Raw genomic sequence first — 24002 nt, forward strand, 5'->3', positions numbered from 1 at the left:
CAAAATTGTAAATGAGGCGATCATATGGCAGTGAACCCCGCCATTGATGCGGAAATCAAACGGAAGGCCGCTGCCGGCATAGCGCTCACTAGTCCGACGGCGGAAACGAGTGCGCTTTATAAGGCATATCAGCAGAACCAGACGGCGGCGGCTACAGGAAACAAAGCGATAACAACTGCAACGACCAGTAATGCAATCGGTGCTTCGCCGACGGTCTCTGCAATCGCCAATGCTTCTAATGCAACTCCTTCCACCACTGGCGCAGCAGCAACAACATCGGCGCCGACGACGAACTACGGGGGAAAGGGAAGCCCCCTGAACGAGATTCTATTCAGCAAGAAGCAATACGACTCAGGGAACAAACTTTGGGCAGCCAAGAACGCGCAGTCCTATTACGACCAGCTTAATCCTCAAGAGCGCGCCTTGGTTCAAGGAATGAACACACAGCAGCTCGAGTCGTACATCAATAGCAAGAACGCCGGCGGAGGTGCGGGAACAACAGGTGCGCCAGGAACGACCGGACAAGGCTCCTCCAGCCTCATAAACGAAATGTACGACAATAGCCTTGCAGCTCAACTTCAGGCCCTGCGAAAAGCCCGTGAAACGGCCCAGCAGGGCCTGAACTCTGTCGAGACGACGGCCAAGCAGAGCGCCTACCAGAACCGGAATCTTGCGGACGCATCGACGCAGCAGAGTGCACAGCGGCTCCGGTCGATCATGGCGGAACAGGGCCTGCTCGCTTCTGGCGACAACGTAACGGCGAACGTCGCCCTGCAGTCAGCAGGCCAGAACAACCTGAACGCGATCAACCAGGCCGAGGCAAACACGCTGCAGGACGTCATGGAGCGCCGTGGAGTTATCAACAACAACGCTGAGCTTGACGAACAGGCACTGGCGAAAGAAGTCGCGGCAGCTCGTGCGAATGCGCTTATCCAGGACCAGTACCATCAGGATGACATGGGGCTGCAGATCGGGGGATTGACCGGGACATATAACGGGACGCGTACGCTCGCCGGCGTTGCTTCAGATCAGGCGGCACAACAGCAGTCTTGGAGTCAAAACTTTCAGAAGCAGCAATTCGCCTACCAACAAGCGCGCGACCAGATTGCGGATGCACAGTTTAAACAGCAGTTCGACCAAGATGTGAAGATGCAAGGTCTGAACTACGCTCTGAACCGGCAGGTGAGCCTCGGAAATTTGTCGCTTGCTCAGGCGCAACAGGCTCTGTCGGCTTCAAACTCCTCGGCGGACAATTATCGCCAGGATACCAGCGAGACGTACGGCCGATTGTTCGATGTCTGGCAGCTCACTGGGAAGGCGCCTGCCGGTCTGGAATCTTTCGGTATCGCCGCTGGCACGCCGTTAAAATCCGACTCATCAGGCAGTGGCAACCAGGCCTCAGCATATGATGGCGCGGTAAAGAATCTGGATACGATGGCCACTTACAACAAGGACGAATACGGAAACAACAAGCTTTCTAACTCGACCGCCGTCGAGACAGCGATCTTGCAGTCCGGCCTGTCCCCGTACGAGATGTGGCAGCTTTACAACCGATACGGGATTCCATGGTCCGGCGATGTACCGGCTAAGACCTCGGGAAACTGACTAGCTCCGGTTCTGGCGGCTCTTACGGTGCGCTGGGTGGCGTACTTAAGGGAACCGGAGATCTATTTCAAGCCGCCGCGAAAAAATATGGAATTGACGCCAACATGCTGGCCGCGATCGCCATGCACGAGACTGGAAATGGTACGTCCAATGCCGTCAAGAACAAATATAACGTTGGTGGCATGATGGGTAAAAACGGCCTGATGTCCTTCGGTTCACTGGAGGAAGGGATTAATGCAATGGCGAGCAATTTAAAGCGTCTTTATTACGACCAGGGTCTGACGACTATTGAGCAGATCCAGAAGAAATACGCTCCTGTCGGCGCGTCCAATGACCCGACGGGGCTGAATAAGAACTGGGTCAACGGAGTTTCGAAGTTCTATCAAATGCTGGGAGGGTGAGCCGTGGCAGAGTCGTTTATTGAGAAGCGACGTCGGGAGCTTGGGCTGGACAAGCCGACTGGGCCACCGACGGGAACCGTCGTGCGAGTCCCGGGCGTCCAACTGTCTTCTGCCGCATCCTCGATGTCGTTCGTCGAGCGCCGCCGCCTCGAGCTCGGTATCGATAAGCTGTCGCCGCAGCAACTTCAGGGGATGCTTCCCTCCGGATCGCAGTCGGTCAATAAGTCGCTCGATACGGCGAAGGCGTTCGTAGACAGCCAGGTCACGCCAGCGCACCGGGCGAGCATAGCTGCGACGGAAGCTGAGAAGAAGCAGAAAGACGAGGCATTAAACCGGAACTTTTACGAAAAATGGTACGACAAGCACATCGGCGGCACGTGGATCGACAAGGCGCTCGGAGGTCTACAGAAGGCGGACCGCGCCGTCTCCGACGTGAAGGCAGGCGCGCTTGATACGGCAACAATCGGCGCGACGCAGGGGCTCGGACGGCTCGCCATCAAGGCGACGCCGGGAGGCGAGCAGAACCTGCAGCCTATCTACGACGAGCAAAGGGACCGGGCCGGGTACAAGGTCGGTGAGATCGCCGGGTATCTACCGCCGGGTGCGGCGATCGAGCGTGGCATCGCGGCCGTCGGCAAGGGTGTGGGAAAGCAAGTCATCAAGGGGAAAATCGGGCGGACAGCTATCCGCGGCGCGGCGGCCGGCGCGGCCGATGCAGCTGCGCAGGAGCTCGGAGACGTGGCATTCCGCGAGGGAAAGTTCGATCCAGTCAACGTGGCAATCGGCGGCGCCGCAGGTGGCACGCTGGGAGCTGGCGGCGAGGCGCTGGTCGGCGCGCTGCGTAACCGGTCGCTCAACAAGGAGATCAAGTCGTTCATCGATCGCGTTGAAACGACGGACGCGCCGTCACCGGCGGGACGCATCGTACAGGAATTGCCGGGTAATAGCGCTCAGGGCGATTCCTACGCGGCGAATGCGCAACGTTGGTTTGGAATCCAGGACGAGCATGCGGCAGCGGTGGATCAGCAGTACCAATACCTGAAGCAGTCGCTGAAGGACCGCGGCGGCGTGCAGCAGGGTGGTCTCGTGACGGACCCGACGACCGGCGAGGTCACCGGGCGCTACGGTCGCACGTCGAACAATCCTCAGTGGTACCGAGATTTCTACGCATCCACCGGCCGGGCGCCGACGGACAAGGACCTGCGCTCGCTTGCGGTTAAGCAGGTGAACGAGGGCTTCGCCGACGACGCCGTCGACGTGCCTCCATGGAAACCGTCGCAGATCGAGGACATCGACAGCGAGATAGCATCTATCCGCGGCATGTTGGATTCCGTCACCGATCCGGCAGAGCGTGAGGCGCTCGAGAACGTCGCGGACACACTCGCCGTCAGCCGCGCTCAGATCCGGAACCAGCTACCGGAAGGGGTGAAGGCGCGCGCGGCGGGCGACGTGGTACCGGAAGCACCGGCGGCCAGCGGCTCCGCGGCGCTCCCAAGTCTCCCGGGGAGTGTCCGCGGGAGGATAGCTCCGCCTGCTGGACAGCGAAGCGCAGGCCCGACGCGGGCAACTTCCAAACCCACAAAGACAATCTCCAGGGCGCAACTCGTCGAGCGGATCCGCAAGAACCTCGGCGTGGTAATCGACTCTGGGCGGACGGGATATGATCGGAATAAGGTTCTCGGCGTATTCAAGACGCAGCCGGGCGTCATCCGTACCGGGTATGCCGAGGACGTCGAGACGATCGCGCACGAGCTCGGTCACTCGCTGACCAAGGACCATAAGCTACTGGATCCGCAATACGAGCGCGAGCTGCTCGACATGATGGACACGCAGAACGTGCACGATTACAAGGCGTACCCGCGCGGCGAATGGCATGAGGAGGGCATAGCCGAGTACCTGCGGACGTATCTGACCGATCCGCAGCAGGCCCGGCAGCTTGCACCGCGCTTTTCAGAGTTCCTTGACAGCAAGCTGCCGAAGAACGTCGTCAAGGGGCTCCGCAACGTTCAGCAGGACGTCCAGACGTGGATCAACCAGGGCGAGTACGAGCAGGCGAAGGGTTTACTCGACTTCGAGGGTGGAGGCGGCAAGCCAAAAGGAAATTGGGACCGCTGGTACACCCGGTTCGTCGACGACCTCAACCCGATCAAGCTTGCGGAGAAGGCGTTGTCCGGCGCGATTGGCGTCGGCCAGGACTCAATCTACAAGATGGCGCGTCTCAGCCGCGGTGTCGGCGAGCAGGCGAAGATGGCCGTCACGCGCGGCATCTTCGACAGCCAGGGCAACAAGCTCTCCGATGGCCTTCAGGAGATCATCAAGCCGCTGCAGAAGATCGGGATGAGCGAGAAAGACTTCGGCACATACCTGGCTGTCGTTCACGCGGAAGACTTGCGGAAGATGGGCAAAACGGTCCCGTTCTCAGATCAGCAATCTCTTGCCGTGCGCATGAGGTGGGGGAACAACCCGGTTGTTCTGAAGGCGCAGCAAGGCATTGTGCAGTACAACAACGCATTGCTGGATTTGATGGTCGATGCAGGGCTGCTGGCGAAGAAGGCCGTCACCGAGATGCGCGCCAAGTATCCGAACTACGTCCCATTCATGCGCTATTTCGACGACGATGCGATCGCCGGCTTTAAGAATGGCGGTTACGGCTCCAGTTCGGGCTTCGCGAACGTGACGACGCCGGTCAAGCGCATGAGCGCCGAGGGATCGGACCGGACGATCATCAACCCGATCGAGTCGATGGTGAAGAACACGTTCCTGACGATGAACGCGGCGGCCAAAAACAAGGTCGGGCTGCAGCTCGCTGACCTGGCGAAGATTGACGGCGCGGGCGCCTGGGTGGAGCATGTCCCGGGGGCATCCGATCCGGGGCAGCACATCGTATTCGTTAAGATCAACGGAGACAAGCAGGCGTTCAAGATTCGGGATCCGGAGCTGTACAATGCGATGCTGTCGCTCGATAACGAGAGCTCGAACAGCCTGTTGCGCTTCCTCGGCGGCATGGCATCGGTTCTCCGCGGCGGCGCCACACTGACGCCTGAATTCATGATCCGGAACGTCTTCCGTGACGTAGTCGGAGCGATGGTTAACAGCACGAAATACGGATTCACGCCGCTCGACTTCTTCAAGGGCTTTTTCCATACGGTCACGAAGTCGGACGTTTACGAGAAGTTCGTCAACAGCGGCGGCGCCATGTCAACCATGATGGCACTTGATCGGGACACGAACCGTGAGGCTCTCGAGGCCGTGTTCAAGCTGAGCCTAAAGGATAAGGCGCTGAATGTTGTGACGAGCCCGAAGGAGCTGGCGAAGTGGATGTCGCTTTACCGGCCAGTGCAGAAGACTGTGGACGTGTTGCGGAAGGGCGCCGAAATATCGGAGTTGTCGACCAAGATCGGCACGTTCAACCGGGTGCTGAGCAAGACCGGCAGTATCGAGGAGGCGGCCTTCTCCGCGCGCGACCTGATGGACTTTAATCGAGCCGGCAGCAACATCCGGCAGGCGAACAAGGCGATTGCGTTCCTCAACGCGAGCATCCAGGGCACGGACCGGATGGCGCGGGCGTTCAAGGAAAACCCGGAGGGCTTCTTTACCCGAGCATTCACGACGCTCGTGCTGCCGGCGTCGCTGGTGTACCTCTCGAATCGGTACCTGCTGTCCGACGAAGACAAGAAGACGTACGAAAACATCCCTCAGTGGCAGAAGGACAGTTTCTTCGTCCTCGGTGTCGGCGACGGCAAGTTCGTGCGGATCCCGAAGCCATTCGAAGCCGGCATGCTGTTCGCGACAAGTACCGAGCGGATGCTGCAATGGCTTGAGGCGAACGATCCCAAAGCTTTCGAGGGATACGGGCGCGCGACGGCCGAGTCAATGACGCCGCCAATGCTGTTCACGGCTCTGACGCCGTTGCTGGAGGCGACGACGAATCATTCGTTTTTCCGTAACGCACCAATCGTGCCGCAGGGCGAGCAACGGTATGAAAAGAAGGATCAGTACGGCATCTACACGAGTGAGGTCGCTAAGGGGCTCGGCCAGCTCGCAGACAAGGTCGGTCTCGGAGAGACGAACGCAGCGAGCCCGCGGATCATCGACAATACACTGAAGGGATACACGGCCGGTCTCGGACAGTACGGCGTGGATGCAGTGGACAAGGTGATCGACAAGGTTTCCGGTAAGAAGAAAACGCCGGAGCCGGCCAAGAAGCTGACAGAAAGCCCGTTCTTCCGCTCATTCTTCGCCACCACGGCCGGCGGCGGCCAGGTACGCGAGGAATTTTATGACGCCTGGGACAAGATCTCCAAGGCGAAGGCGTCAGCTGATCGTGACGAGGCGCTGCTGCCGATCGATAAGCAGCGCCAGTACATGCGGCTAAAGGCGGCTTATAACGCGATCAATAAGATCAATAAGCAGTACAAAACCATCCGCGATGCCAAGGACATCGACGCGGACACCAAGCGCTCGAAAATGGACGAGCTTGATGCTAAAATGAATGAAGCAGCCGCGAAAGCCTTGGAGGCGAAGTAGATGTCAATGCGGGCATGGAGCATCATCACCGTGATCGTATTCCTTGCTCTGAACCTATGGCTCATGGGCGGCGGTCACAGCGGGCGCGGCCAGGACTCATACGAATATCAGACCGACGACACGGCCTACGCCGAAGAGCTCCCTTAACTGGGGGCTCTTTTATTTTGCCGAGAAAGGGTGAGCACGATGGAAAAGGAACACGAGGAGCTGCCGGACATCCCGATCCGCCTATGGTTCGCGGAGCCGCCGGTGCGCTCGGACTTCAAGCGGAAGAGCCGGAAGACGATCCGGCGCCTACACGGGGCGGACATGGAGAAGATCGTTCTGCTGCCGCCGCCGGTGCCGATTGACGGAAGGAGGCGGCGGCCATTACGTTCGACGATCTTCTTGATGTTTTTCGTGCGGTCGGCCGACTGGTTGAGACGGTTTTTTCGAAGCCGGTAGTCAGCGTCCTGACGGCGGCCGCGTCGGTGGTATATGCCCTCCTGCGCGTCAGGGCCGTGAATAACAAGCTTCGCCGGATGATGCCCTACCTGTTCGCGGCGGAAGAGCTCGACAAGGAATACGTCGACAACCAGCACGAGATCATGGAAAATCAGCGTCGCATCATGCACGCGCTTGGGGTGGAGCCATGGAGCCCTGCAGTTACATCAAACGATTTAACGCCACCTTCGAAGGGCACTACCGCCAAGCAGCGGTTGCGTTTCTGGGTGGCGTTCTTTTATGCCCGGTCTGCAGCACATCGGGAAAGCCAGTCATTCACAAATTGGAGGATGAGGAACATGAAAAAGTGGTTCAGACCTGACGTATTGACGATTATCGGCGGTGTCCTGGTGACGGCCGCAAACCGGCTGTTCGATCTCGAGCTCGATCCGACGAACATCATCGCGGCCGCGGTGCTTCTGCTTGGATACTTCAAGGCGCATGAATATGTGACCGTCGTCCGGGATGCGAACGGGCTACCGACGGGCTACAAGTTGAACAGCCGGAAGCTAATCTTCACGGCGGTGGCCTTCGCTATTATCGTAGTGGATACTATCTACAAGCTGGGCCTGAGCATGGAGATCGTGCTGACGCTGGCCGGCGTGGCGACGGGTTACAACTACTTGGAGGCCAAGAAGGACGTGAAGACCGCCGAAGCCGAAGGTGCAGACGCCCGGCAGGCACACTAAGGGGGCGGACGCTTTGATCGACATGAAATGGATGGGCGACAAGGTTCCGAACTTCGGGCCGCGCGTCCGTTACGGGAAGAAATACACGCCGAGCGTCATCGTTTGCCACATCTCGGCTGGGACGATCGGCAGCATGGACAATTGGTTTCGTAATCCTGCTGCTGAAGCCTCTTCACACTTCGGCGTGGGGCGTGACGGGTCGATCCATCAGTACGTCCGGCTCGAGAACGCCGCGTGGACGCAGGGGCTGACGGCAGATGCAATTCCTAACGCGCGCGCGCCGATCGTAAAACAGATGGGCGTAAATCCGAATCTGTACTGCGTATCGATCGAGCACGAAGGGTATGTCGAGGGCCATATGGACGAAAACGGCCAGGTCGTTGTCGAGAACTTCGGGCTCGACGGCAACCTCACCGAGATTCAATTCTGGAAGAGTTGCTGGCTGCACAAGTACATCCAGAGCGAGGTCGAGCGGATCTGGGGGCATCACATCCAGTTCGGACCACAATACGATCTCGGCCACTTCCAGATCGATCCGAAGCGCAAGTCGTCGTGCCCCGGCAAGAACTTCCCTTGGGCGCGCTTGTACGCCGAGCTCGCGATCGCGGAAACGATGGACCTGGCTGCGTACGAGGAGCGCATCGAATACCGCATCAGCGGCGCCGCCGACTTCACGCACGCATATGCCGCGGCCGCCCGGGTGCAGGACCTCGAGAACAAGCTCGGCGATAACACTTGGGGGCCAGCCGCAGAATCCAAGTTGCTGCAGCTCGCCCCTATCATGCCGCAGATTAACTACCAGGGCGTGCTGACAGGCAAGGGCATCGCCTTCCGAATCGCGGAGCTGTACCAAACGCTCTCGGCGAACAGCCCCTACTCAGCGGAAGCGCTGCGCAAGCTCCTGATCGTCTACAATCACATGATTACCACGGGCCTACTCTAACGAGTGGGCCTTTATTTTGCTTTAAGCATAGATTGCGCTGCCAATAAATCTTGAACGCTAATATTCATGTCTTCTGTCGGTGCCCAAAGTTCTTTCATTTGGTTCATGACAGTTTCAAAGCCTGGTTTGTCTTCTTTTTTCTCTTTCAAATGTTTCTTAATTTTCAAATGATAAAAGAAGCCGTACTTTTTCGAGATTAGAAGAATTGAATTTTCTAGAGGCATCATTAATGTATCTAAGTATTTTGAGAACATCTCAAATTGCTCACCCTCAGCTTCGGTACCTTCAAGACTAAGGCCTAAGTGGTTTATTAGCTTGGGAACAACATCGTTATTTCTCAGTTTGTAACCAAGTAAGGGGTCAATTTCTGAAATGGCTGTCACTGCATCGTTATACCTTTGGGATAAATCCTTAATTCCGGATACATCATTGTTTAAGAGAGTATTCAAAACTACTGATCTTACTACAGGCCAAAAAAGATCGGGGATACTCATTTTAATTCTTAGATCTTCGAGTAGTTGTACGCCTTGATATGTATTTCTTAGCTCAAGCAGCTCAGATAGTGCCTTAGCTAACGGTTTTTTTTCTTCTTTAGACTTCTTATATTTCTGACCCGTTTCGTTTAAAATCCATCCTACTATTACTCCAAAAACGGGAATTAAAGCTTGTGTCTGCATTTAAAGCGATCACCCTTCTTATAATATTTATAGTCCCTACTTTAACAGAATTTTCAAGTCCGATGAGACTACTAAATAATTTTATTATGATGGTTGCCTTGTTCGTATCTTGTTCGTATATTTATATCGAGGTGACGAACAGATGCCGATACCCGATAAAGAGCGAAAGCTCCTAACCATCCTCGCGAATTTCTCGATTACGCACAAGCGCATGCCAACGTTCTACGAGCTGTACAAGAAGACTGGTCTTAAGGAAGGCGTCCATCGCGTAAACCTCCGCCGTCTGGCCGAACGTTTCCTCATCGAATGGGACGGGCAGGATATCCAGACAGTGAAGATCGATCCGCGATGGAGGGAACTGATTCGATGAACATCTACCGGGAGCATGCCGAGACCATCCAGAAATTCATGCGGGAGGTGCACGGTCAGGATGTGTCCTTCGAGGAGATCTGGTCGGTCCCGTATTGGGAGCAGATCTGGGCGCACTGGGTTGCGCTGCAGCATTACGGAAGGTACAAGATCGAGATGGACCAGGCGACCTGCAGGCGCATCTATGGGGAATAATTTTTATGTACTTAAAGGATATCGACTCCCCTCGGCTCCACCATAAGGACTCTGACCGCATGAGGTCAGAGTCTTTTTGTTATGGTGGGAACCGAGGGGGCAGTCGCTGCCCCCAGTCCGAAGAGGACATTGGGGTTCGACCGCGCGCAGGGAGCGAAGCGGACGAGCACGGCATCTGATTCTACCGCTGCGCTCTACTTCGTCGAGTATACTTCGTCAGCCATTTCAATCAGGAATCATATACTCCCCTCGGCTCCACCGTAAGGACTCTGACCGCATGAGGTCAGAGTCTTTTTGTTATGGTGGAACCGAGGGGGCAGTCGCTGCCCCCAGTCCGAAGAGGACATTGGGGTTCGACCGCGCGCAGGGAGCGAAGCGGACGAGCACGGCATCTGTTTCCACCGCAGCGCTCTGTCATGATATAATGAAGTATTCCGATCGACGAGGAACGAGAGAGGAAACCCGGTATGAACGGATTTGAGGACTGGAATCTAAAAGTGAAAAAGACGTTTAACGCAACGAGCAATGTTGCTGTATTAACCGTCACGGAGGCAGGCGCGTTACTCGGTCTCTCCAAGGACCAAATGAAGGTCTACGTGGTCAATTGCAACTTAACTAAAGTCCCGATCATGAGGAGTGCCCATAGATACCTATTACTGAAATGTGAAATTGACGAAATCGTAGCGAATAAGGCCGTTTAGAACCATCGTCAAAGCCAGCCGCGGAGGCTGGCTTTTTTTCGTGGATCCGAGGGGATAGGGTTCCGTATCGGATACGGACTGCGGCGATGACGCGGAACCATGGCTTCGTTTCGCGTGAGGGAGAAGATGGGGATGAAGAATGAAGGGGTTTTTCGAGGGCATGTGCTGAAGAAAGGTATATACGAAAGATCCGACGTACGACGGTTTGCTCCGCTCAGACATGTCTTAGCAGACGAACAAGGAGGAATTCAGCTTGGAAAAAGCGTACCGCGGCACCCTGTTAGAGGTCACACAGGGAGATATCACGCAGTCCTTAACGGAGTGTATCGTTAATGCGGCTAACTCCAGCCTGCTTGGCGGCGGAGGCGTGGATGGCGCGATCCACCGGGCCGGCGGAAGGCGGATCCTGGACGAATGCATCCGAATCCGGAATGAGCGCGGAGGCTGTCCTGTCGGAGAGGCCGTGATTACGACCGGCGGCAACTTGAAGGCGAAGTACGTGATTCACACGGTTGGGCCCGTCTGGAATGGCGGCACCGGCAACGAAGCGGAGAAGCTGGGCAACTGCTATCGGAATACGCTCCTTCTCGCCGCAAAGAACGGAATTACAAGCCTTTCTTTTCCTAATATCAGCACGGGCATCTATGGCTATCCAAAGGACAAAGCCGCTGTTGCGGCCCTGGAAACCGTGATTGACTACGTTGAGAACAACAACGCAGTTATGGAACGAATACAATTTGTCTGCTATGACCGCGAGAATTACGACATTTATCTGCAGGGGTTGGGTGCGTTAATTTCCCAGTAACGCCAAGCCGCGAGAGTCGGTTACCGCGTGGGCGGTATATCGTAACCTTTTCCGAAAGGTTCTCGTCTATAAAGGGAAAGCCGGCGCAACTCAGGAAGAACGATCCGCAGCACAAGAAGGGAAGGTCTTAACATGAAGAGGAATAATCGCAGCAAAACCCTGCTTACGGTGGCCATTGCAGCAAGCCTCCTGACTGCTCCCGCGCTAGCTTCAGGGCCAGCGGGATACGCATCCGCCGCAACGGCCAGTGCCAAGTATCAGGTGACGGCAACGCCGTTCAACATTGAAGGAACGAAAAAAAGCATCGGTACCATCAATTATTATGGTTCCACGTATATAGCGGTACGCAGCATCAATAACAGCCTGGGTCTCACCACGAAGTACGCGGCCGGGACGGTCAAGGTGGAGGGCAGAGGACGCGTCCTCGAGTTCAATCTCCGGAGCGGCGGATTAATCCTGAACGGTCAGCGGCTCTTCACTGGACCGACGCCGATCATTCAGGACGATACGACGTACCTGCCGCTTCGCTTCTTGCTGGAACAGATGGGTTATGAGGTGTCTTATGAGCAAGCCACGAAGCTGATCGGCGTCAAGGCGATTCAGGAAAACAAGCTGACGATCCAATCGCAGGAGATCGGTGCGGACGGGGACGGCAAGTCGCTGCTGGTGAATTATCCGGTGATCTCGGGTTATGCGGATGCAGCGGTTCAGCAGAAAATCAACGCGTACCTCAAGGCCGAGGCTTCCAAGCATGCCACGGCTGGTGCGCAGGAAATGCAGCCGGCCGTGGACGGGAACAACAAGATTCTGGCCGAAAACCCGAAGGCGGAGATTCGCCAGCCGAGCTTCGACGGCCAGTATACGGTAACCTACAACGAAAAGGGTAAATTGAGCCTTTACGTGGACTATTACCTTTACACCGGCGGAGCGCACGGCATTACTGCCCGCGTGCCTTATACATTCGATCTGGCCACAGGCGATGTCCTGTCGTTAAAGGCAGCCGCAGGGAATAAGGAGAAATACGTATCGATCATCAATAGCCGCATTAAAGCTCAGATTGCCAGCCGCAAGCTCAGCTTGAGCGTGCCTTTCGAGACGATCGAGGCCGACCGCGAGTATTTCCTTAGCCACAACGGACTCGTGATTTACTTTACAGAGTACGAGTATACGCCTTATGCGGACGGGATGCCTGAGTTTGTGATCCCTTATGCGGACTTCCAATAACGGGCATAGGATTTAGAGATTTAGAATAGTTTAGTTGCACAAGCTCCCGCTGCGAGGCGGGGGCTTTTTCATCCTGAGTTATCAACAACATACCCACAGCATGTGCACAGAGTTATGCACATGTGGATGACTTTAGAATACTGGACTACCCGTCGAAGCTCCGGTGCGGCCATGGTACAATAAATTTTAGCGACTGAAAAAGAGAGCGGGGGCGAACGGCATGGCTGCGGCAAACACGATTTTATTCATGGGGGATTCGATCACGGACGGCGCGCGCGGTCGGACGGCCGATCCCAATCATATTTTGGGACACGGTTACGTATTTCAAATCGCCGGACGCTTGGGGCTCGAGCTCGGCGCTGACGCTCCGCGCGTGGTGAATCGCGGGATCAGCGGAGACCGGGCTTCCGATCTGTACGCCAGGTGGAACGAAGACGCCATCAGCGTGCAGCCGGATATCCTGAGCATCCTGGTCGGCGTCAATGACGCCTATCATCTCATCCAGGGCGACGCGCGCGGCGCATCGGACCGGTTCCGGCAGGCCTATACGCATCTGCTCGAGGAGACGCGGACGGTGCTCCCGGAGACGCGGATCGTGCTGTGCGAGCCGTTTATTCTGCGGACCGGCGCGCTCGAAGAGAAATGGACGGCGTGGGAAGAGAAAATGACGGCGTACCGCCATACCGTGCGCGAGCTGGCCGCGAGCTGCTCGGCGATCTTCGTACCGCTTCAGCATCTATTCGATGAGGCATGCGAGCGCGCGCCTCATGCGCACTGGCTCTGGGACGGCATTCACCCGACGGCAGCCGGTCACGAGATGATCGCGCGCCAATGGCTGCAGATCGTGTCCTTGCAAAGGTCATGATGCGGTGAGAATCCACGCTTGAGCATCGGGAGCAGGCCGTTGAGCGAGGTGCACGAGGGGGCGTCAGCCCTGCACCTGGCGTTTTTTCTGGATAAAAGAAGTCTCCGCTGCGCAACCTAGTTGGATGTAGAGGAGGGATATGGAATGGAAAACCTATATACGGCGACCGTGACGGTGACGGGAGGCCGCGAAGGCAGGCTGTCTTCGAGCGACGGCGTGCTCCAGCTCGAGCTTCGGATGCCCAAGGAGCTCGGCGGCATGGGCGGTTCGGCGACGAATCCGGAGCAGCTGTTCGCAGGGGGATATGCGGCATGCTACGAAAGCGCGCTGAACGTCGTGTGCCGACGGCGCGAGATCGCGTACGAAGGCGCCACCGAAGTGACGGCCAGCGTCACGATCGGCAAGGACGCGGACGGCGGATTCAGCTTTGCGGTCGCGCTGGACGTGAAGCTGGCGGGCGTCGAACGGGAGCTCGCCGAGCAGCTCGCCGCCGAAGCGCATCAGGTCTGTCCATACTCGAAGGCGATTCACGGCAATATTGATGTGAAGACCCGCATCGTCTGAGGGCCGCCGCATCTCCGTCGAACCGAATAAGACACCGAGCCCCCTTTGCATAAAGGAAGCCCGGTGTCTTATTATTTGGGGGAGGAAGTCTCCGTTATTAACGGTCCAAATTCTGCATGCCGCTTGAGGATTGATCTTGCTCGAAGGCCTCTGCCGCTTCTTCCGCGGAGAACTCGGTATCGTCCTGGCCTGGCACGGGCAACTTGTTGAGCTCGGTCGTCTGGACTTCGGCTTTGGTCGGCTCGTTTTGATTGTGGGTCATGGGGCACCTCCCTTGGTCTTTTTTCACAACCGTTCCAGCATTCCACGCTTGGGGTCGGAATATGTGCGCGATGAGAAGGAGGCGGGAAGATGAGCGATGAACGAATCATCACGCTCGGTATGGGCTGCTTCTGGTCGCCGGAAGCGCTGTATGGCTCGCTGCCCGGGGTCGTGAGGACGCGCGTCGGGTACGCGGGCGGCGCGGCGGCCCATCCGACTTATCGCGATATGGGGGATCACTCCGAGACGGTCGAGGTCGCGTTCGACGCGGATCTGATCTCGTTGGATCAACTATTGGAGATATTTTGGAACAACCATAACCCCATTAATATTAATGGCTATAAAGGCAGGCAATATCAGTCCTTGCTGCTGTATCGGGACGAGCGTCAGGCGGAGGCGTTTAACCGGGTAAAGGAAATGAAGGAGACCGCAAAGGGATATCCGCTTGAGACGGAGATCGCGCCGCTCCAGACGTTCCATCCGGCAGAGCCGAGGCACCAGAAGTATTATTTGAAAAGGTTCCCTGACGCGATGGAGAAGCTGGGCAGTCTGTACGGTTCGGAGGCGGAACTCGCGCAGTCGAGGCTCGCGGCCAGACTGAACGGCGTGGCCAAAGGGTATGCGAATCTCGCGCCCGTACTCGAAGAAATCCGGGAGTGGCCGCTCGATCCGCGCGAACGGGCCGACATGATCGAGCACGTCAGACAGATTCGGTGGTAGCCGGCTTCATCGGGGCTGCCGCCAACAGTTGGTAAAGCGCGGAGAAGTGTCGTATCATGAAGAACCGACTACTTTTCATGGACGAAGGGGTTTATTATGAGCGAACCAAGCTTCAACGACTATAAATTGAGCGACGAGATCCGCCGGGCTTTAGACAGCATGGGGTATACCAAGCCGACGGAGGTGCAGAGCAAGGTCATTCCCATGGCGCTGGAGAAGAAGGATATGACCGTCAAGTCCCATACGGGCAGCGGAAAGACGGCTGCGTACGGCATCCCCCTATGCGAGATGGTGGAGTGGGAAGAGAACCGTCCGCAAGCCTTGATCCTGACGCCGACGCGCGAGCTTGCCGATCAGGTCACGCAGGATATCCTGAATATCGGCCGCTTCAAACGCATCAAGGCGACCGCGATCTACGGCAAGCAGCCTTTTGCGAGGCAGAAAATTCAATTGGCGCATAAAAATCACGTCGTCGTCGGCACGCCCGGACGGGTGATGGATCACATCGAACGAGAAACGATCGACCTCGAGCAAGTGAGATATCTGGTGATCGACGAAGCGGACGAGATGCTGAGCATGGGGTTCATCGAGCAGGTGGAGAAGATCATCCGCGAGCTGCCCAAGGATCGGGTGACGCTGCTGTTCTCGGCGACGCTGCCCAAGGATGTCGAGCGCCTGTGCCATAAGTACATGAAGCAGCCTCTCGATATCGAGATTCAGACGGAGAGCAGGACGACAAGCCAGATCGAGCATGCGCTCTACACGGTGAAGGATCCCGACAAGCTGGGCTTGCTTAGGGACGTCGCCACGGTCGAGAACCCGGACAGCTGCATTATTTTTTGCCGGACGCAGGTCAGGGTCGACGTGGTGTTCAAGGAACTGACCCAGCATGGATATCCCTGCGACCGAATCCATGGCGGCATGGAGCAGGACAATCGCTCCCAGGTGATGAACGAGTTCAAGCGCGGGGAGTTCCGTTATCTGATCGCGACGGACGTGGCGGCCAGAGGGATCGATATCGACAACATCAGCCTCGTGATCAACTACGACTTTCCCATGGAAAACGAAAGCTACGTGCATCGGACCGGCAGAACCGGACGAGCCGGCAACAGGGGCAAGGCGATCTCCTTCGCCACGCCGAACGAAGAGAAATTCGTGATCAACGTGGAGCGGTACGTCGGCTTTGAAATTCCGAGGAGAAACCACCCCTCCAAAGACGCGGTGGAGTATGCCAAAGCGTCATTCGATGCGAAAATCAAGAACAAGGCGGGCATCAAAAAGGACAGGATCTCTCGCATGGACGAGGAGATTCTGAAGCTCTACTTCAACGGCGGGAAGAAAAAGAAGATCCGGGCGGTGGACTTCGTCGGCACGATCGCCAAGCTCGAGGGCGTATCCGCGGACGACATCGGGATTATCACCATCGAGGACAATGTGTCCTACGTAGATATCCTCAACGGAAAAGGCCGCCTGGTTCTGAACAAGATGCAGGAGACGACGATCAAAGGCAAGCTGCTGAAGGTTCGCGAGGCGAACAAGAAGTAGAAGACGGCTCGGATACGCTGGCGATAAAGTTTTGCTTTGCAAACGAGGGCGAGTATGGTTTAATGTACTTAATATTTCCAGCGGTGAAGCACACCCTGGCGGACGTCTGCGGACGTCTTGCCGGGGTGTTTTGTTTTGCCCGGGAGACGCATATTGAGGGGGAATATAGCATGAAGCAAGCGAGATTGTACGACCAACCGGAGCAATTCGCGGAGATGATGAAGCGCCAGCTGGAGGAAAGTCTGCAGATCGGCGTGAAAATGACGGAGGGAGAGCCGCTGCTGCTGCTGATAGACGACAAGATCGGAAAGGCGCAGATCAGTCTGCATGATACCTATCGGACATACATGGCCGGGGGAGATCTGAATGCCGCAGTCGACTATTTGAACAACATCGTCCGCAGTTCTAGGATCGCAAGCGAAAAGAAAGACGAAGTCGCCGTTCTCGATCCTGCTTATATCTACCCTGCGCTGCGGGACGAGGCTTACGCGGAGGCTATGCGAAAACAGGCGGGCGGACTGTCGGCGGAACGGCTGCCCGGCCTTCGGGAGATGTATCTCGAGATCAAGGACGGACTCACGAAGGTGATCGGCTCGGATATGCTGGAGCTCAACCCCGGATTGAGCGAGGAGCGGGTGAGGAAGCTTGCGTATGAGAATCTACGGCGGGCAGGGTGGCAAGAGCCGCGGATGCGGTTACCGACGCTGCTGGATAGCTGCAGGCTGGAGGTGTATATGCACGATACGCACCCGGCGGAATGCCAGCTTCTAGATCCGGAGCTGAACAAGCATCTAAGCCGGAATCCGTATTTGGTCGCGTTCACGAACCGGAAAACGGTGATGGTCCTTCGCGCGGACGAGCCGATGGAGACGCTTCGGCAGGCGCAGCGGCTGGCGGAAGAATCCGGCTTCAGGACGATGGCAAGGCGCAGCGTAGCGCTCATGCCGAGTCCGGTGTCCGACCGGGTCTATTGGGTGAGGGACGGCAAAGCCGGCCTGCTGCCTCCGCGCAAGTGAGGCGGCGTGCTGTGGGTACGCTATGAAGCACGATCGAAGTTCTCCACGTCCTGAAGCCGATCGGCGTGTGATGGCGGGCGCGGACGAATACGATCCGTACAAGGATTAATCGGCGCGCCACGGAGGTGGACGACGGCCGATTGTCGAATAGGACAGGGTGATGCATCCATAACGATATCACGGAGGAACCCATGCCCTACCCGATAGAAGATAAGTTCGTCGTCGCGGTCGCTTCCAGCGCGCTGTTCAACCTGGAGGCATCCGACAAGGTGTTTAAGGAAAAGGGCGAGGAGGAATACCGCCAGTATCAACATGCGCACGAGGAAGAGGTGCTGCAGACCGGCGTCGCCTTCCCGCTCATCAAGCGGCTGCTCCAGATCAACGGCGAGGCTGCGGACGATCAGCCCGTCGAGGTCGTGCTCCTGTCGCGCAACGATCCGGACACGGGGCTGCGCGTATTCAAGAGCATCCAGCATTACGGCCTGCCGATAACGCGGGCCGCGTTCGTCGCAGGGCGCGATCCCTTCACGTATATGGATGCCTTCAACGCATCTCTCTTCCTCTCGGCCGATCCCGACGACGTGCGGTCTGCGATCCGAGTGGGACTGCCGGCGGCGCAGGTGTTCCCGACCGGGTTCGTCGACGACGAAGCGGAGCAGGAGCTGCGCATCGCCTTCGACTTCGACGGCATTATCGCCGACGATTCGGCAGAAGGGATCTTCCAGGCCCAAGGCATGCAAGGCTTCCATGACAGCGAGCGGATGAACGCGGCGGAGGCGCTCCCGCCGGGTCCGCTGTTCCGGTTCTTCAGCGAGATCGGACGGCTTCAGCGGCGCGAGTGGGAGAAAAAGAAATCGGATCCGGACTACTCGCCGCGGGTCAGAATCGCCATCGTGACGGCCCGGAACGCGCCTGCCCACGAGCGCGTCGTGACGACGCTGCGGACCGGCGGCATCCGGGTGGACGACGCCTTTTTCCTCGGCGGCATCGAGAAGGCACGCGTGCTTAAGGTGTTCCGGCCGCATATCTTCATCGACGATCAAGTGGGCCATATCGAAGGCGTGTCGGGCTACTATCCGACGGCGCACGTACCGTTCGGGGCGATCAATAGGGCGGCCTCCACCTAGAACGGACGAATCCCGGTCGGAAGGGCCGGGATTCCTAATATTAATCCACCTATCCAATGGGAATGACCTATGAATTCCCGCTGGAGGCATTATATAATGATGAGAAAATATCGACTCGGGCAGCGAGGCCGGCCTATCATGGGCTTTAGACGCCGGCACGAGAAGGTGTTTTTTTTGTTTTTTCGATAAAAGCGATACGGGAACGTCAACCAGGGGGTGGAACGTTTGAAAATACTGGTAGCGGATGACGAGCCGAGACACCTGAGAGGCATGGTGAGCCTGATTCGCCAATTAAGGCCGGATGCCCAAGTGACGGCCGCGAAGGATGGCGTCGCCGCGCTGGAGCAGATCGGGCTGGACTGCCCGGATGCGGTATTAACGGATATCCGGATGCCTCGCATGGACGGACTCGCCTTTCTCGAGAAGCTCCAAGAAGAGGGGATAACCACCAAGGTTGTCATGGTATCCGCCTACAACCTCTTCGAATATGCGCAGACGGCGATTCGCCACGGCGCTTACGATTACTTATTGAAGCCAATCGACATCGATCACGTTAAAAACCTGCTCGATCGGATCGAGCAGCAGCTGAACGCCGAATCTGTCCAACGTCGGGAAACGGAGGACATGAAGAACCAGCTCACGCTTGCCTCCTCCGCGTACCGCAGCCGACTGTTCCTGTCTTGGCTGAACGAGAGCTTGACGCCTTCCGAGCAGGCCGAGTTGGACAAGGCGGATGGGCTGCAGGGCGGCGGGCTGGCGATCTATTCCGAATGGCGAAGCGGCAGTGCGGACGGGGAAAAGCTGAGCGGCTTAGCATGGTTACGTTGCCTGGAGAACGGCTGGTCGAAGCTGGGGAAGGCGATGACCCTTCTCCTGAACGGGCCTCAGGACGGCAGCCTTCATGCGGTTACGATCGTTCGCATGCCGCCGCCCGCCGCGGATCTGGCGCAGCGGATTCGCTCGATCGCCCTTTCTCTCGCCGCTGAGCTGTCCGTGAGCGGGCGGCTTACGCACGGTATCGGCCCCTATTGCGACTCGCTGGCCATCGAGGGGCCGCAAGCTTACCGGGCAGCCCGGCAAGCCAACGAGCAGAACTTCTTCGAGTGCTGGGGAGGGGTGTTCCTTGAAGTTGACGATGACGTCGACGTTAATGTTGGCGTTAACGATGGCGTTAAGTCGCGTTCCTCTCGCCCCTCTGTCCCGATCGACTCGGAGAGACTATTCGAGGCGCTGCTGCACAGCGACGTCGAGATCGCGATCGATCAATGCCGAGCCGTCTTCGATCAGCTTTCGGATACCGGCCGCGCCGCGCCGGCGCTCGTCAAGGAGCAGGCATCGCTCCTTCTCATGAAGATGAAAAGCAGGATCCGCGATCTTGGAGAACGTCAGGTGGGCAGCCGGCTGACGCAAACTGCCGCGTCGCTGATTCAGACTTGCGAAACGTATACGCAGCTCATGGCGTTGCTGGCAGCCAGTCTACGTGAAGTGCACAACGCGCTGATGCAGGCGCAGCAGGACAAGAACGAGATTATCGTCGCGAATTGCCTGCGTTGGATACAGGAAAATACGAAAGAGGACTTAACGCTTGAACGGGCTGCGGCGCACTTTTTCTTTAACCCCTCTTACTTCAGCACGTTCATTAAAAATAAAACGGGAAGAACGTTCTCGGAGCATGTCACGGCAGTCAGGATGAGGCGCGCGGAGGAACTGCTGGCGGAGAACAAGCTTAGAATTTACGAGATCTCCGCGGAATGCGGGTATCAGGATACCAAGTATTTCTGCCGGGTGTTCAAGAAGCATCACGGCGTATCGCCCGAGGCTTACAAGCATACTTCGCTTCCGGAAAGGAAGTGTGGGGAATAAAAACGTTCCGCTCTCGAATTTTGGCGAGTTACATTTTTCTGATCGCGATTCCGCTTATCGTGCTCGGCGCGCTTTATTACCGGACCAGTCTGCAGGTGGTGACGGAGCAGGCGCAGCGGAACGTGTACGAGATCGTGAAGAAAAACAACGCGCTCATGGATACGAAGCTCGGCATCATCGAGCAGAACAGCATGGCGCTGTTCGTGGACAAGGATTTGTTTCGCATATTTAGCAACCTGAACCCAACTAACGAAGCGGATCTATTCGAAGCGGATCGCCAGGTGTCGTCGGTGCTGCGCAAGTATTTCTCCTTGAACGAAGATGTCTATGCCTACCAGCTATGGACGTCCTATTTCACTTTCGGTCAGATGCTGCCGCAAGGCGATCCGACGCAATCGGACATCTATCGCAAGGCGCAGCAGGCCGGCGGGAAGATCGTCTGGTATCCGACCTACGATTTTGTCGACATGTTCAATCAACCTTATCTGCAGGACGGGAAGCTGGAATTCCGTCATCTGTTCTCCGCGACGCGGTATCTGGACTTCTCCTACCTGGATAATACGACGCTAGAGAAGATGGATGCGGACGTGGAGCGCCCCGTGCTCGCGATCAGCTTCAAGTTGGATGCTCTGAAGTCCCTCTACGAAAAGAGCTTTCCCGAGAGCTCCCGTTACTTGGTGATGAACGCCGATTATCAGGTCGTGGCGAGCAGCGATCCGGACCGGATCACGCAGAGCTTCAGAGAACAGTGGCTGGAGCGGTTGCAGCGGGAGAACAGCGGCACGCTGAGGATGAAGCTGGACGGAGAGCGCGTCATCGTCTGCTTCGATCGATCGGCCGTCACCGGATGGATCTCGGTAGTATGGACGCCGGAGTCTGCGCTGGTGAGCAACTTGGTGCCGGTGATCCGGACGTCGACCATGCTTATGGCCGTGATCATGGGTATCCTGGCGCTGGTGTTTGCTTACTTTATCGCGGATAGGATCACCAAGCCGATCAAGAAAATGCTAGGTGCGATGCGGTCCGTGGGGGAAGGCGATTTTCAGACCCAGATTACCGTTCGCACGAATGACGAGTTTAGTATCCTGCTGCAGCGCTTCAATCGCATGAATGAACAAATCCGGCTGCTGGTGACGGAAAATTACGAGATTAAGCTGAAGGAGCAGGAAGCGGAGATTCAGGCGCTCAGCATGCAGATGAATCCGCATTTCCTGTATAACACGTTAAATGTGATGAATTGGACGGCGATCGAGAACCAGCAGCAGGAGTTAAGCAAGATGCTTGTCTGCTTATCCAACATGCTGCACTATACGTCGCGGAAGGATTGGGGAGCCGTTCATTTGTCCGAAGAGATGGAGTGGATGAACAATTACTTCTATATTATGGGCGTGCGCTTCGAGGACCGGTTCACGAGCGGCTATGAGATCGATCCGCGCCTATATGAATATAAGGTTCCCAGGCTGTTGTTCCAGCCCTTCGTCGAGAATGCCATCCTGCACGGCTTCGACCAGATGGAGGCGGGAGGCATGATCTCCATCCGCGGCTGGATCGAGGAAGGCATCAGGTATTACGAGATTGCCGATAATGGACGAGGCATGAGCGAAGATACGGTACATGCGATATTGTATCGGGAATCCGCTTCGATCGGCATTAAAAATATGATCGCCAGAATCCAATTGACCTATGGAGGCGATTATGGCATCTCGATCCGCTCCGTGCCGGGCGCGGGTACGCGCGTACGGATCAAGCTGCCGCTCGAGCCCTAATATAAGTCCACCATTCCAAAGAGTTTCGGGTTTTGTAAGCGTTACCCAGAAATTATAATCGAATTATCATAGACTGCAGCTATGAATCCAAAGAAGTAATCGAGAGGGGCTCGGAATCATGAAGCGGCAAAAGAAAACCGTCATGGCGCTCATCGCCTTGTTGCTTATTTTCGCGGCCGTTATGTCCGCATGCGCCAAGTCCGGTACGGAGAACGGCCCATCATCGCCTTCGGCATCCGGTACGTCTAGCGCATCGGGCGCATCCGGCGCATCCGGTTCGAAGGATCCTATCAAGCTTCGCATGACCGTATGGGGTTCGCCGGAGGAAGTCGCGGCCTACAAATTCGCCATCAAGCGATTCGAGACGAAATATCCGAATATTAAAGTCGATCTGCAGCATATCGCCGCGGATTACGACACCAAGCTGACGACGATGGTAGCGGGCAACGACGTGCCGGACATCGCGATGATGGAGTCGGGCAGCATTGCCTATCCGCTCGCGGAGCAGGGCAAGTTCTATAATCTCCAGGAGTTTCTCGACAAGGATTCGGATATCAACATGGACAGTCTCGTGCCGAACATCATGTACTCGCTCGAGCCGGGCAACGTGATCGGCATCGGGCCGGGACCCGAGTCCTTCGGTCTGTTCTACAACGAGGATCTATTCAAAGAAGCGGGCATCTCTCCGCCGCCGACCAAGCTGTCGGAGGCGTGGACATGGGACGAATTCATCGAAGTCGCCAAGCAGCTCACCGTCGACACGAAGGGCAGAACGGCGAACGATCCCGGATTCGATCCTAAAAACATCAAGCAATACGGGGTGAGCGCTTCAACCTGGTGGGGCGTGTACAGCAACTTTATCTACTCCAACGGCGGAGACTTCGTGTCCGAGGACGGCAAGAGCTTCGCGCTCAACCAGCCTGCTGCGGTAGAGGCGCTTCAGAAGATATCCGACATGATGAACGTGCATCATGTGTCTCCATCACCCGTGCAGGCGAAAAACATCCCGGCGACCAACGTCGCGCTCCAGACGAAGAAGGTCGCGATGGCGATCGACGGTCAATGGGCCACCGCCGGCCTGGCGCAATCCAAGTTCAACTTTAACGTAGGCGTCATGCCCGTCCTGAAGGAGCCGGTCACGACCGTCGTATGCGGCATGTTCTCGATGTTCAAGTCCACCAAGCACCCGCAGGAGGCTTGGGAGCTGATGAAGGCGCTCATCGATCCGGAAGCCTCGATCGAGATGATCACGAGCGGCACATGGATGCCGTCGTATAAGGACTGGTATACCGAGCCGGCCATGCTGTCGAAATGGACCGAGAATCTGGATGCGCGGCCGTCAGGCTACAAGGATGCCATCGTGGACGTCATCTTGACGAAGGGCCATCAGACGCCCACCGGCTACGTGAAAAACTTCAACAAGATTATGGATATCGTGAATCCGGCGCTCGACAAGGTGTGGCTCGGCCAGCAGACGGCCCAGGAAGCGATGGACGCCATCGCCGACAAAGCGCAGCAGCAAGTGAAGGGACGACGCGATATCAAGTAGTCAGAACGGTCACGAATGAATGGTGCGAATGCTGCGATGGGGGAGGACGGCGCTGTGTTTCGCAGACCGTCCTCTTTTTAGTCGGAGCATCTCGGGATGGGAGGCAA

At 56.9% G+C, this 24002-nt stretch carries 23 protein-coding genes; 20 read left to right on the forward strand and 3 right to left on the reverse strand.

Features of this window, described 5'->3' with window-relative positions:
• The first annotated feature begins 24 nt into the window (after positions 1–24).
• The 4 genes from PQG80_RS11980 to PQG80_RS11995 are packed head-to-tail and all read left to right on the forward strand — an operon-like array spanning position 25 to position 6680.
• Positions 25–1605, forward strand: a complete 1581-nt coding sequence (locus PQG80_RS11980) for a hypothetical protein (protein ID WP_271751576.1) — start codon at positions 25–27, stop codon at positions 1603–1605.
• A gap of 32 nt (positions 1606–1637) precedes the next feature.
• A complete protein-coding gene (locus PQG80_RS11985) occupies positions 1638–2006 on the forward strand; it encodes a glucosaminidase domain-containing protein (protein ID WP_271751749.1) in 369 nt (122 codons plus the stop codon).
• 3 nt (positions 2007–2009) lie between these two features.
• A complete protein-coding gene (locus tag PQG80_RS11990) occupies positions 2010–6533 on the forward strand; it encodes an LPD38 domain-containing protein (protein WP_271751577.1) in 4524 nt (1507 codons plus the stop codon).
• On the forward strand, positions 6534–6680 hold the full coding sequence (locus PQG80_RS11995) for a hypothetical protein (RefSeq protein ID WP_271751578.1): 147 nt from the start codon (positions 6534–6536) through the stop codon (positions 6678–6680). It begins immediately after the preceding gene.
• On the opposite strand, the gene PQG80_RS12000 is transcribed toward PQG80_RS11995, so the two are convergent.
• On the reverse strand, positions 6677–7147 hold the full coding sequence (locus PQG80_RS12000; RefSeq protein WP_271751579.1) for a hypothetical protein: 471 nt from the start codon (positions 7145–7147) through the stop codon (positions 6677–6679). The two genes, PQG80_RS11995 and PQG80_RS12000, sit on opposite strands and share 4 nt — an antisense overlap.
• 168 nt (positions 7148–7315) lie before the next feature.
• Between PQG80_RS12000 and PQG80_RS12005 the strand changes: the two genes are divergently transcribed.
• Both PQG80_RS12005 and PQG80_RS12010 read left to right on the forward strand, forming a co-directional pair.
• Positions 7316–7705: a hypothetical protein gene (locus PQG80_RS12005; RefSeq protein WP_271751580.1), complete on the forward strand. Its 390-nt coding sequence runs from the start codon at positions 7316–7318 to the stop codon at positions 7703–7705.
• Positions 7706–7727: 22 nt separating this feature from the next.
• Positions 7728–8648, forward strand: a complete 921-nt coding sequence (locus PQG80_RS12010) for an N-acetylmuramoyl-L-alanine amidase (protein ID WP_271751750.1) — start codon at positions 7728–7730, stop codon at positions 8646–8648.
• Positions 8649–8659: 11 nt separating this feature from the next.
• Here PQG80_RS12010 and PQG80_RS12015 read toward each other — a convergent pair whose 3' ends face one another.
• Positions 8660–9325, reverse strand: coding sequence for a hypothetical protein (locus PQG80_RS12015; RefSeq protein ID WP_271751581.1), 666 nt, complete (start codon positions 9323–9325; stop codon positions 8660–8662).
• A gap of 142 nt (positions 9326–9467) precedes the next feature.
• Here PQG80_RS12015 and PQG80_RS12020 point away from each other — a divergent pair, with 142 nt between their 5' ends.
• The 7 genes from PQG80_RS12020 (at position 9468) to PQG80_RS12050 (ending at position 14048) form a co-directional block, all read left to right on the forward strand.
• Positions 9468–9695, forward strand: coding sequence for a LexA family transcriptional regulator (locus PQG80_RS12020; RefSeq protein ID WP_271751582.1), 228 nt, complete (start codon positions 9468–9470; stop codon positions 9693–9695).
• Positions 9692–9889, forward strand: coding sequence for a hypothetical protein (locus tag PQG80_RS12025; protein WP_271751583.1), 198 nt, complete (start codon positions 9692–9694; stop codon positions 9887–9889). Before PQG80_RS12020 ends, PQG80_RS12025 begins: the two co-directional genes overlap by 4 nt.
• A 467-nt stretch (positions 9890–10356) precedes the next feature.
• Complete coding sequence (locus PQG80_RS12030) at positions 10357–10590, forward strand: DNA-binding protein (protein WP_271751584.1); 234 nt, start codon at positions 10357–10359, stop codon at positions 10588–10590.
• 253 nt (positions 10591–10843) lie between these two features.
• Complete coding sequence (locus PQG80_RS12035) at positions 10844–11395, forward strand: O-acetyl-ADP-ribose deacetylase (protein WP_271751585.1); 552 nt, start codon at positions 10844–10846, stop codon at positions 11393–11395.
• Between the two features lie 132 nt (positions 11396–11527).
• Positions 11528–12619, forward strand: coding sequence for a stalk domain-containing protein (locus PQG80_RS12040; protein ID WP_271751586.1), 1092 nt, complete (start codon positions 11528–11530; stop codon positions 12617–12619).
• Positions 12620–12839: 220 nt separating this feature from the next.
• Entirely contained in the window at positions 12840–13484 is a 645-nt protein-coding gene (locus PQG80_RS12045) for an SGNH/GDSL hydrolase family protein (protein WP_271751587.1), read from the forward strand.
• A 144-nt stretch (positions 13485–13628) separates the two neighbouring features.
• Complete coding sequence (locus PQG80_RS12050) at positions 13629–14048, forward strand: organic hydroperoxide resistance protein (RefSeq protein ID WP_271751588.1); 420 nt, start codon at positions 13629–13631, stop codon at positions 14046–14048.
• A 97-nt stretch (positions 14049–14145) separates the two neighbouring features.
• Here the strand turns inward: PQG80_RS12050 and PQG80_RS12055 are convergent, their stop codons facing one another.
• A complete protein-coding gene (locus tag PQG80_RS12055; RefSeq protein ID WP_271751589.1) occupies positions 14146–14310 on the reverse strand; it encodes a hypothetical protein in 165 nt (54 codons plus the stop codon).
• Positions 14311–14399: 89 nt separating this feature from the next.
• On the opposite strand from PQG80_RS12055, the gene msrA reads away from it, so the two are divergent.
• The 7 genes from msrA to PQG80_RS12090 all read left to right on the forward strand — a co-directional run bounded on the left by msrA (position 14400) and on the right by PQG80_RS12090 (position 23895).
• Positions 14400–15029, forward strand: coding sequence for a peptide-methionine (S)-S-oxide reductase MsrA (gene msrA, locus PQG80_RS12060; RefSeq protein ID WP_271751590.1), 630 nt, complete (start codon positions 14400–14402; stop codon positions 15027–15029).
• Positions 15030–15125: 96 nt separating this feature from the next.
• Positions 15126–16574 carry a DEAD/DEAH box helicase gene (locus PQG80_RS12065; protein ID WP_271751591.1) on the forward strand — a complete coding sequence of 483 codons (1449 nt, stop codon included), beginning with the start codon at positions 15126–15128 and terminating at the stop codon, positions 16572–16574.
• Between the two features lie 170 nt (positions 16575–16744).
• Complete coding sequence (locus PQG80_RS12070; RefSeq protein ID WP_271751592.1) at positions 16745–17590, forward strand: hypothetical protein; 846 nt, start codon at positions 16745–16747, stop codon at positions 17588–17590.
• A gap of 191 nt (positions 17591–17781) precedes the next feature.
• Entirely contained in the window at positions 17782–18717 is a 936-nt protein-coding gene (locus PQG80_RS12075) for a 5'-nucleotidase (RefSeq protein WP_271751593.1), read from the forward strand.
• A 225-nt stretch (positions 18718–18942) separates the two neighbouring features.
• Positions 18943–20580: a response regulator transcription factor gene (locus PQG80_RS12080; protein ID WP_271751594.1), complete on the forward strand. Its 1638-nt coding sequence runs from the start codon at positions 18943–18945 to the stop codon at positions 20578–20580.
• Positions 20581–20600: 20 nt separating this feature from the next.
• Entirely contained in the window at positions 20601–22346 is a 1746-nt protein-coding gene (locus tag PQG80_RS12085; protein WP_271751595.1) for a sensor histidine kinase, read from the forward strand.
• A 118-nt stretch (positions 22347–22464) separates the two neighbouring features.
• Positions 22465–23895 carry an ABC transporter substrate-binding protein gene (locus PQG80_RS12090; RefSeq protein ID WP_271751596.1) on the forward strand — a complete coding sequence of 477 codons (1431 nt, stop codon included), beginning with the start codon at positions 22465–22467 and terminating at the stop codon, positions 23893–23895.
• Positions 23896–24002: the final 107 nt, after the last annotated feature.

The sequence above is a fragment of the Cohnella rhizoplanae genome, assembly GCF_948329515.1.
Taxonomy (GTDB): Bacteria; Bacillota; Bacilli; order Paenibacillales; family Paenibacillaceae; genus Cohnella; species Cohnella rhizoplanae.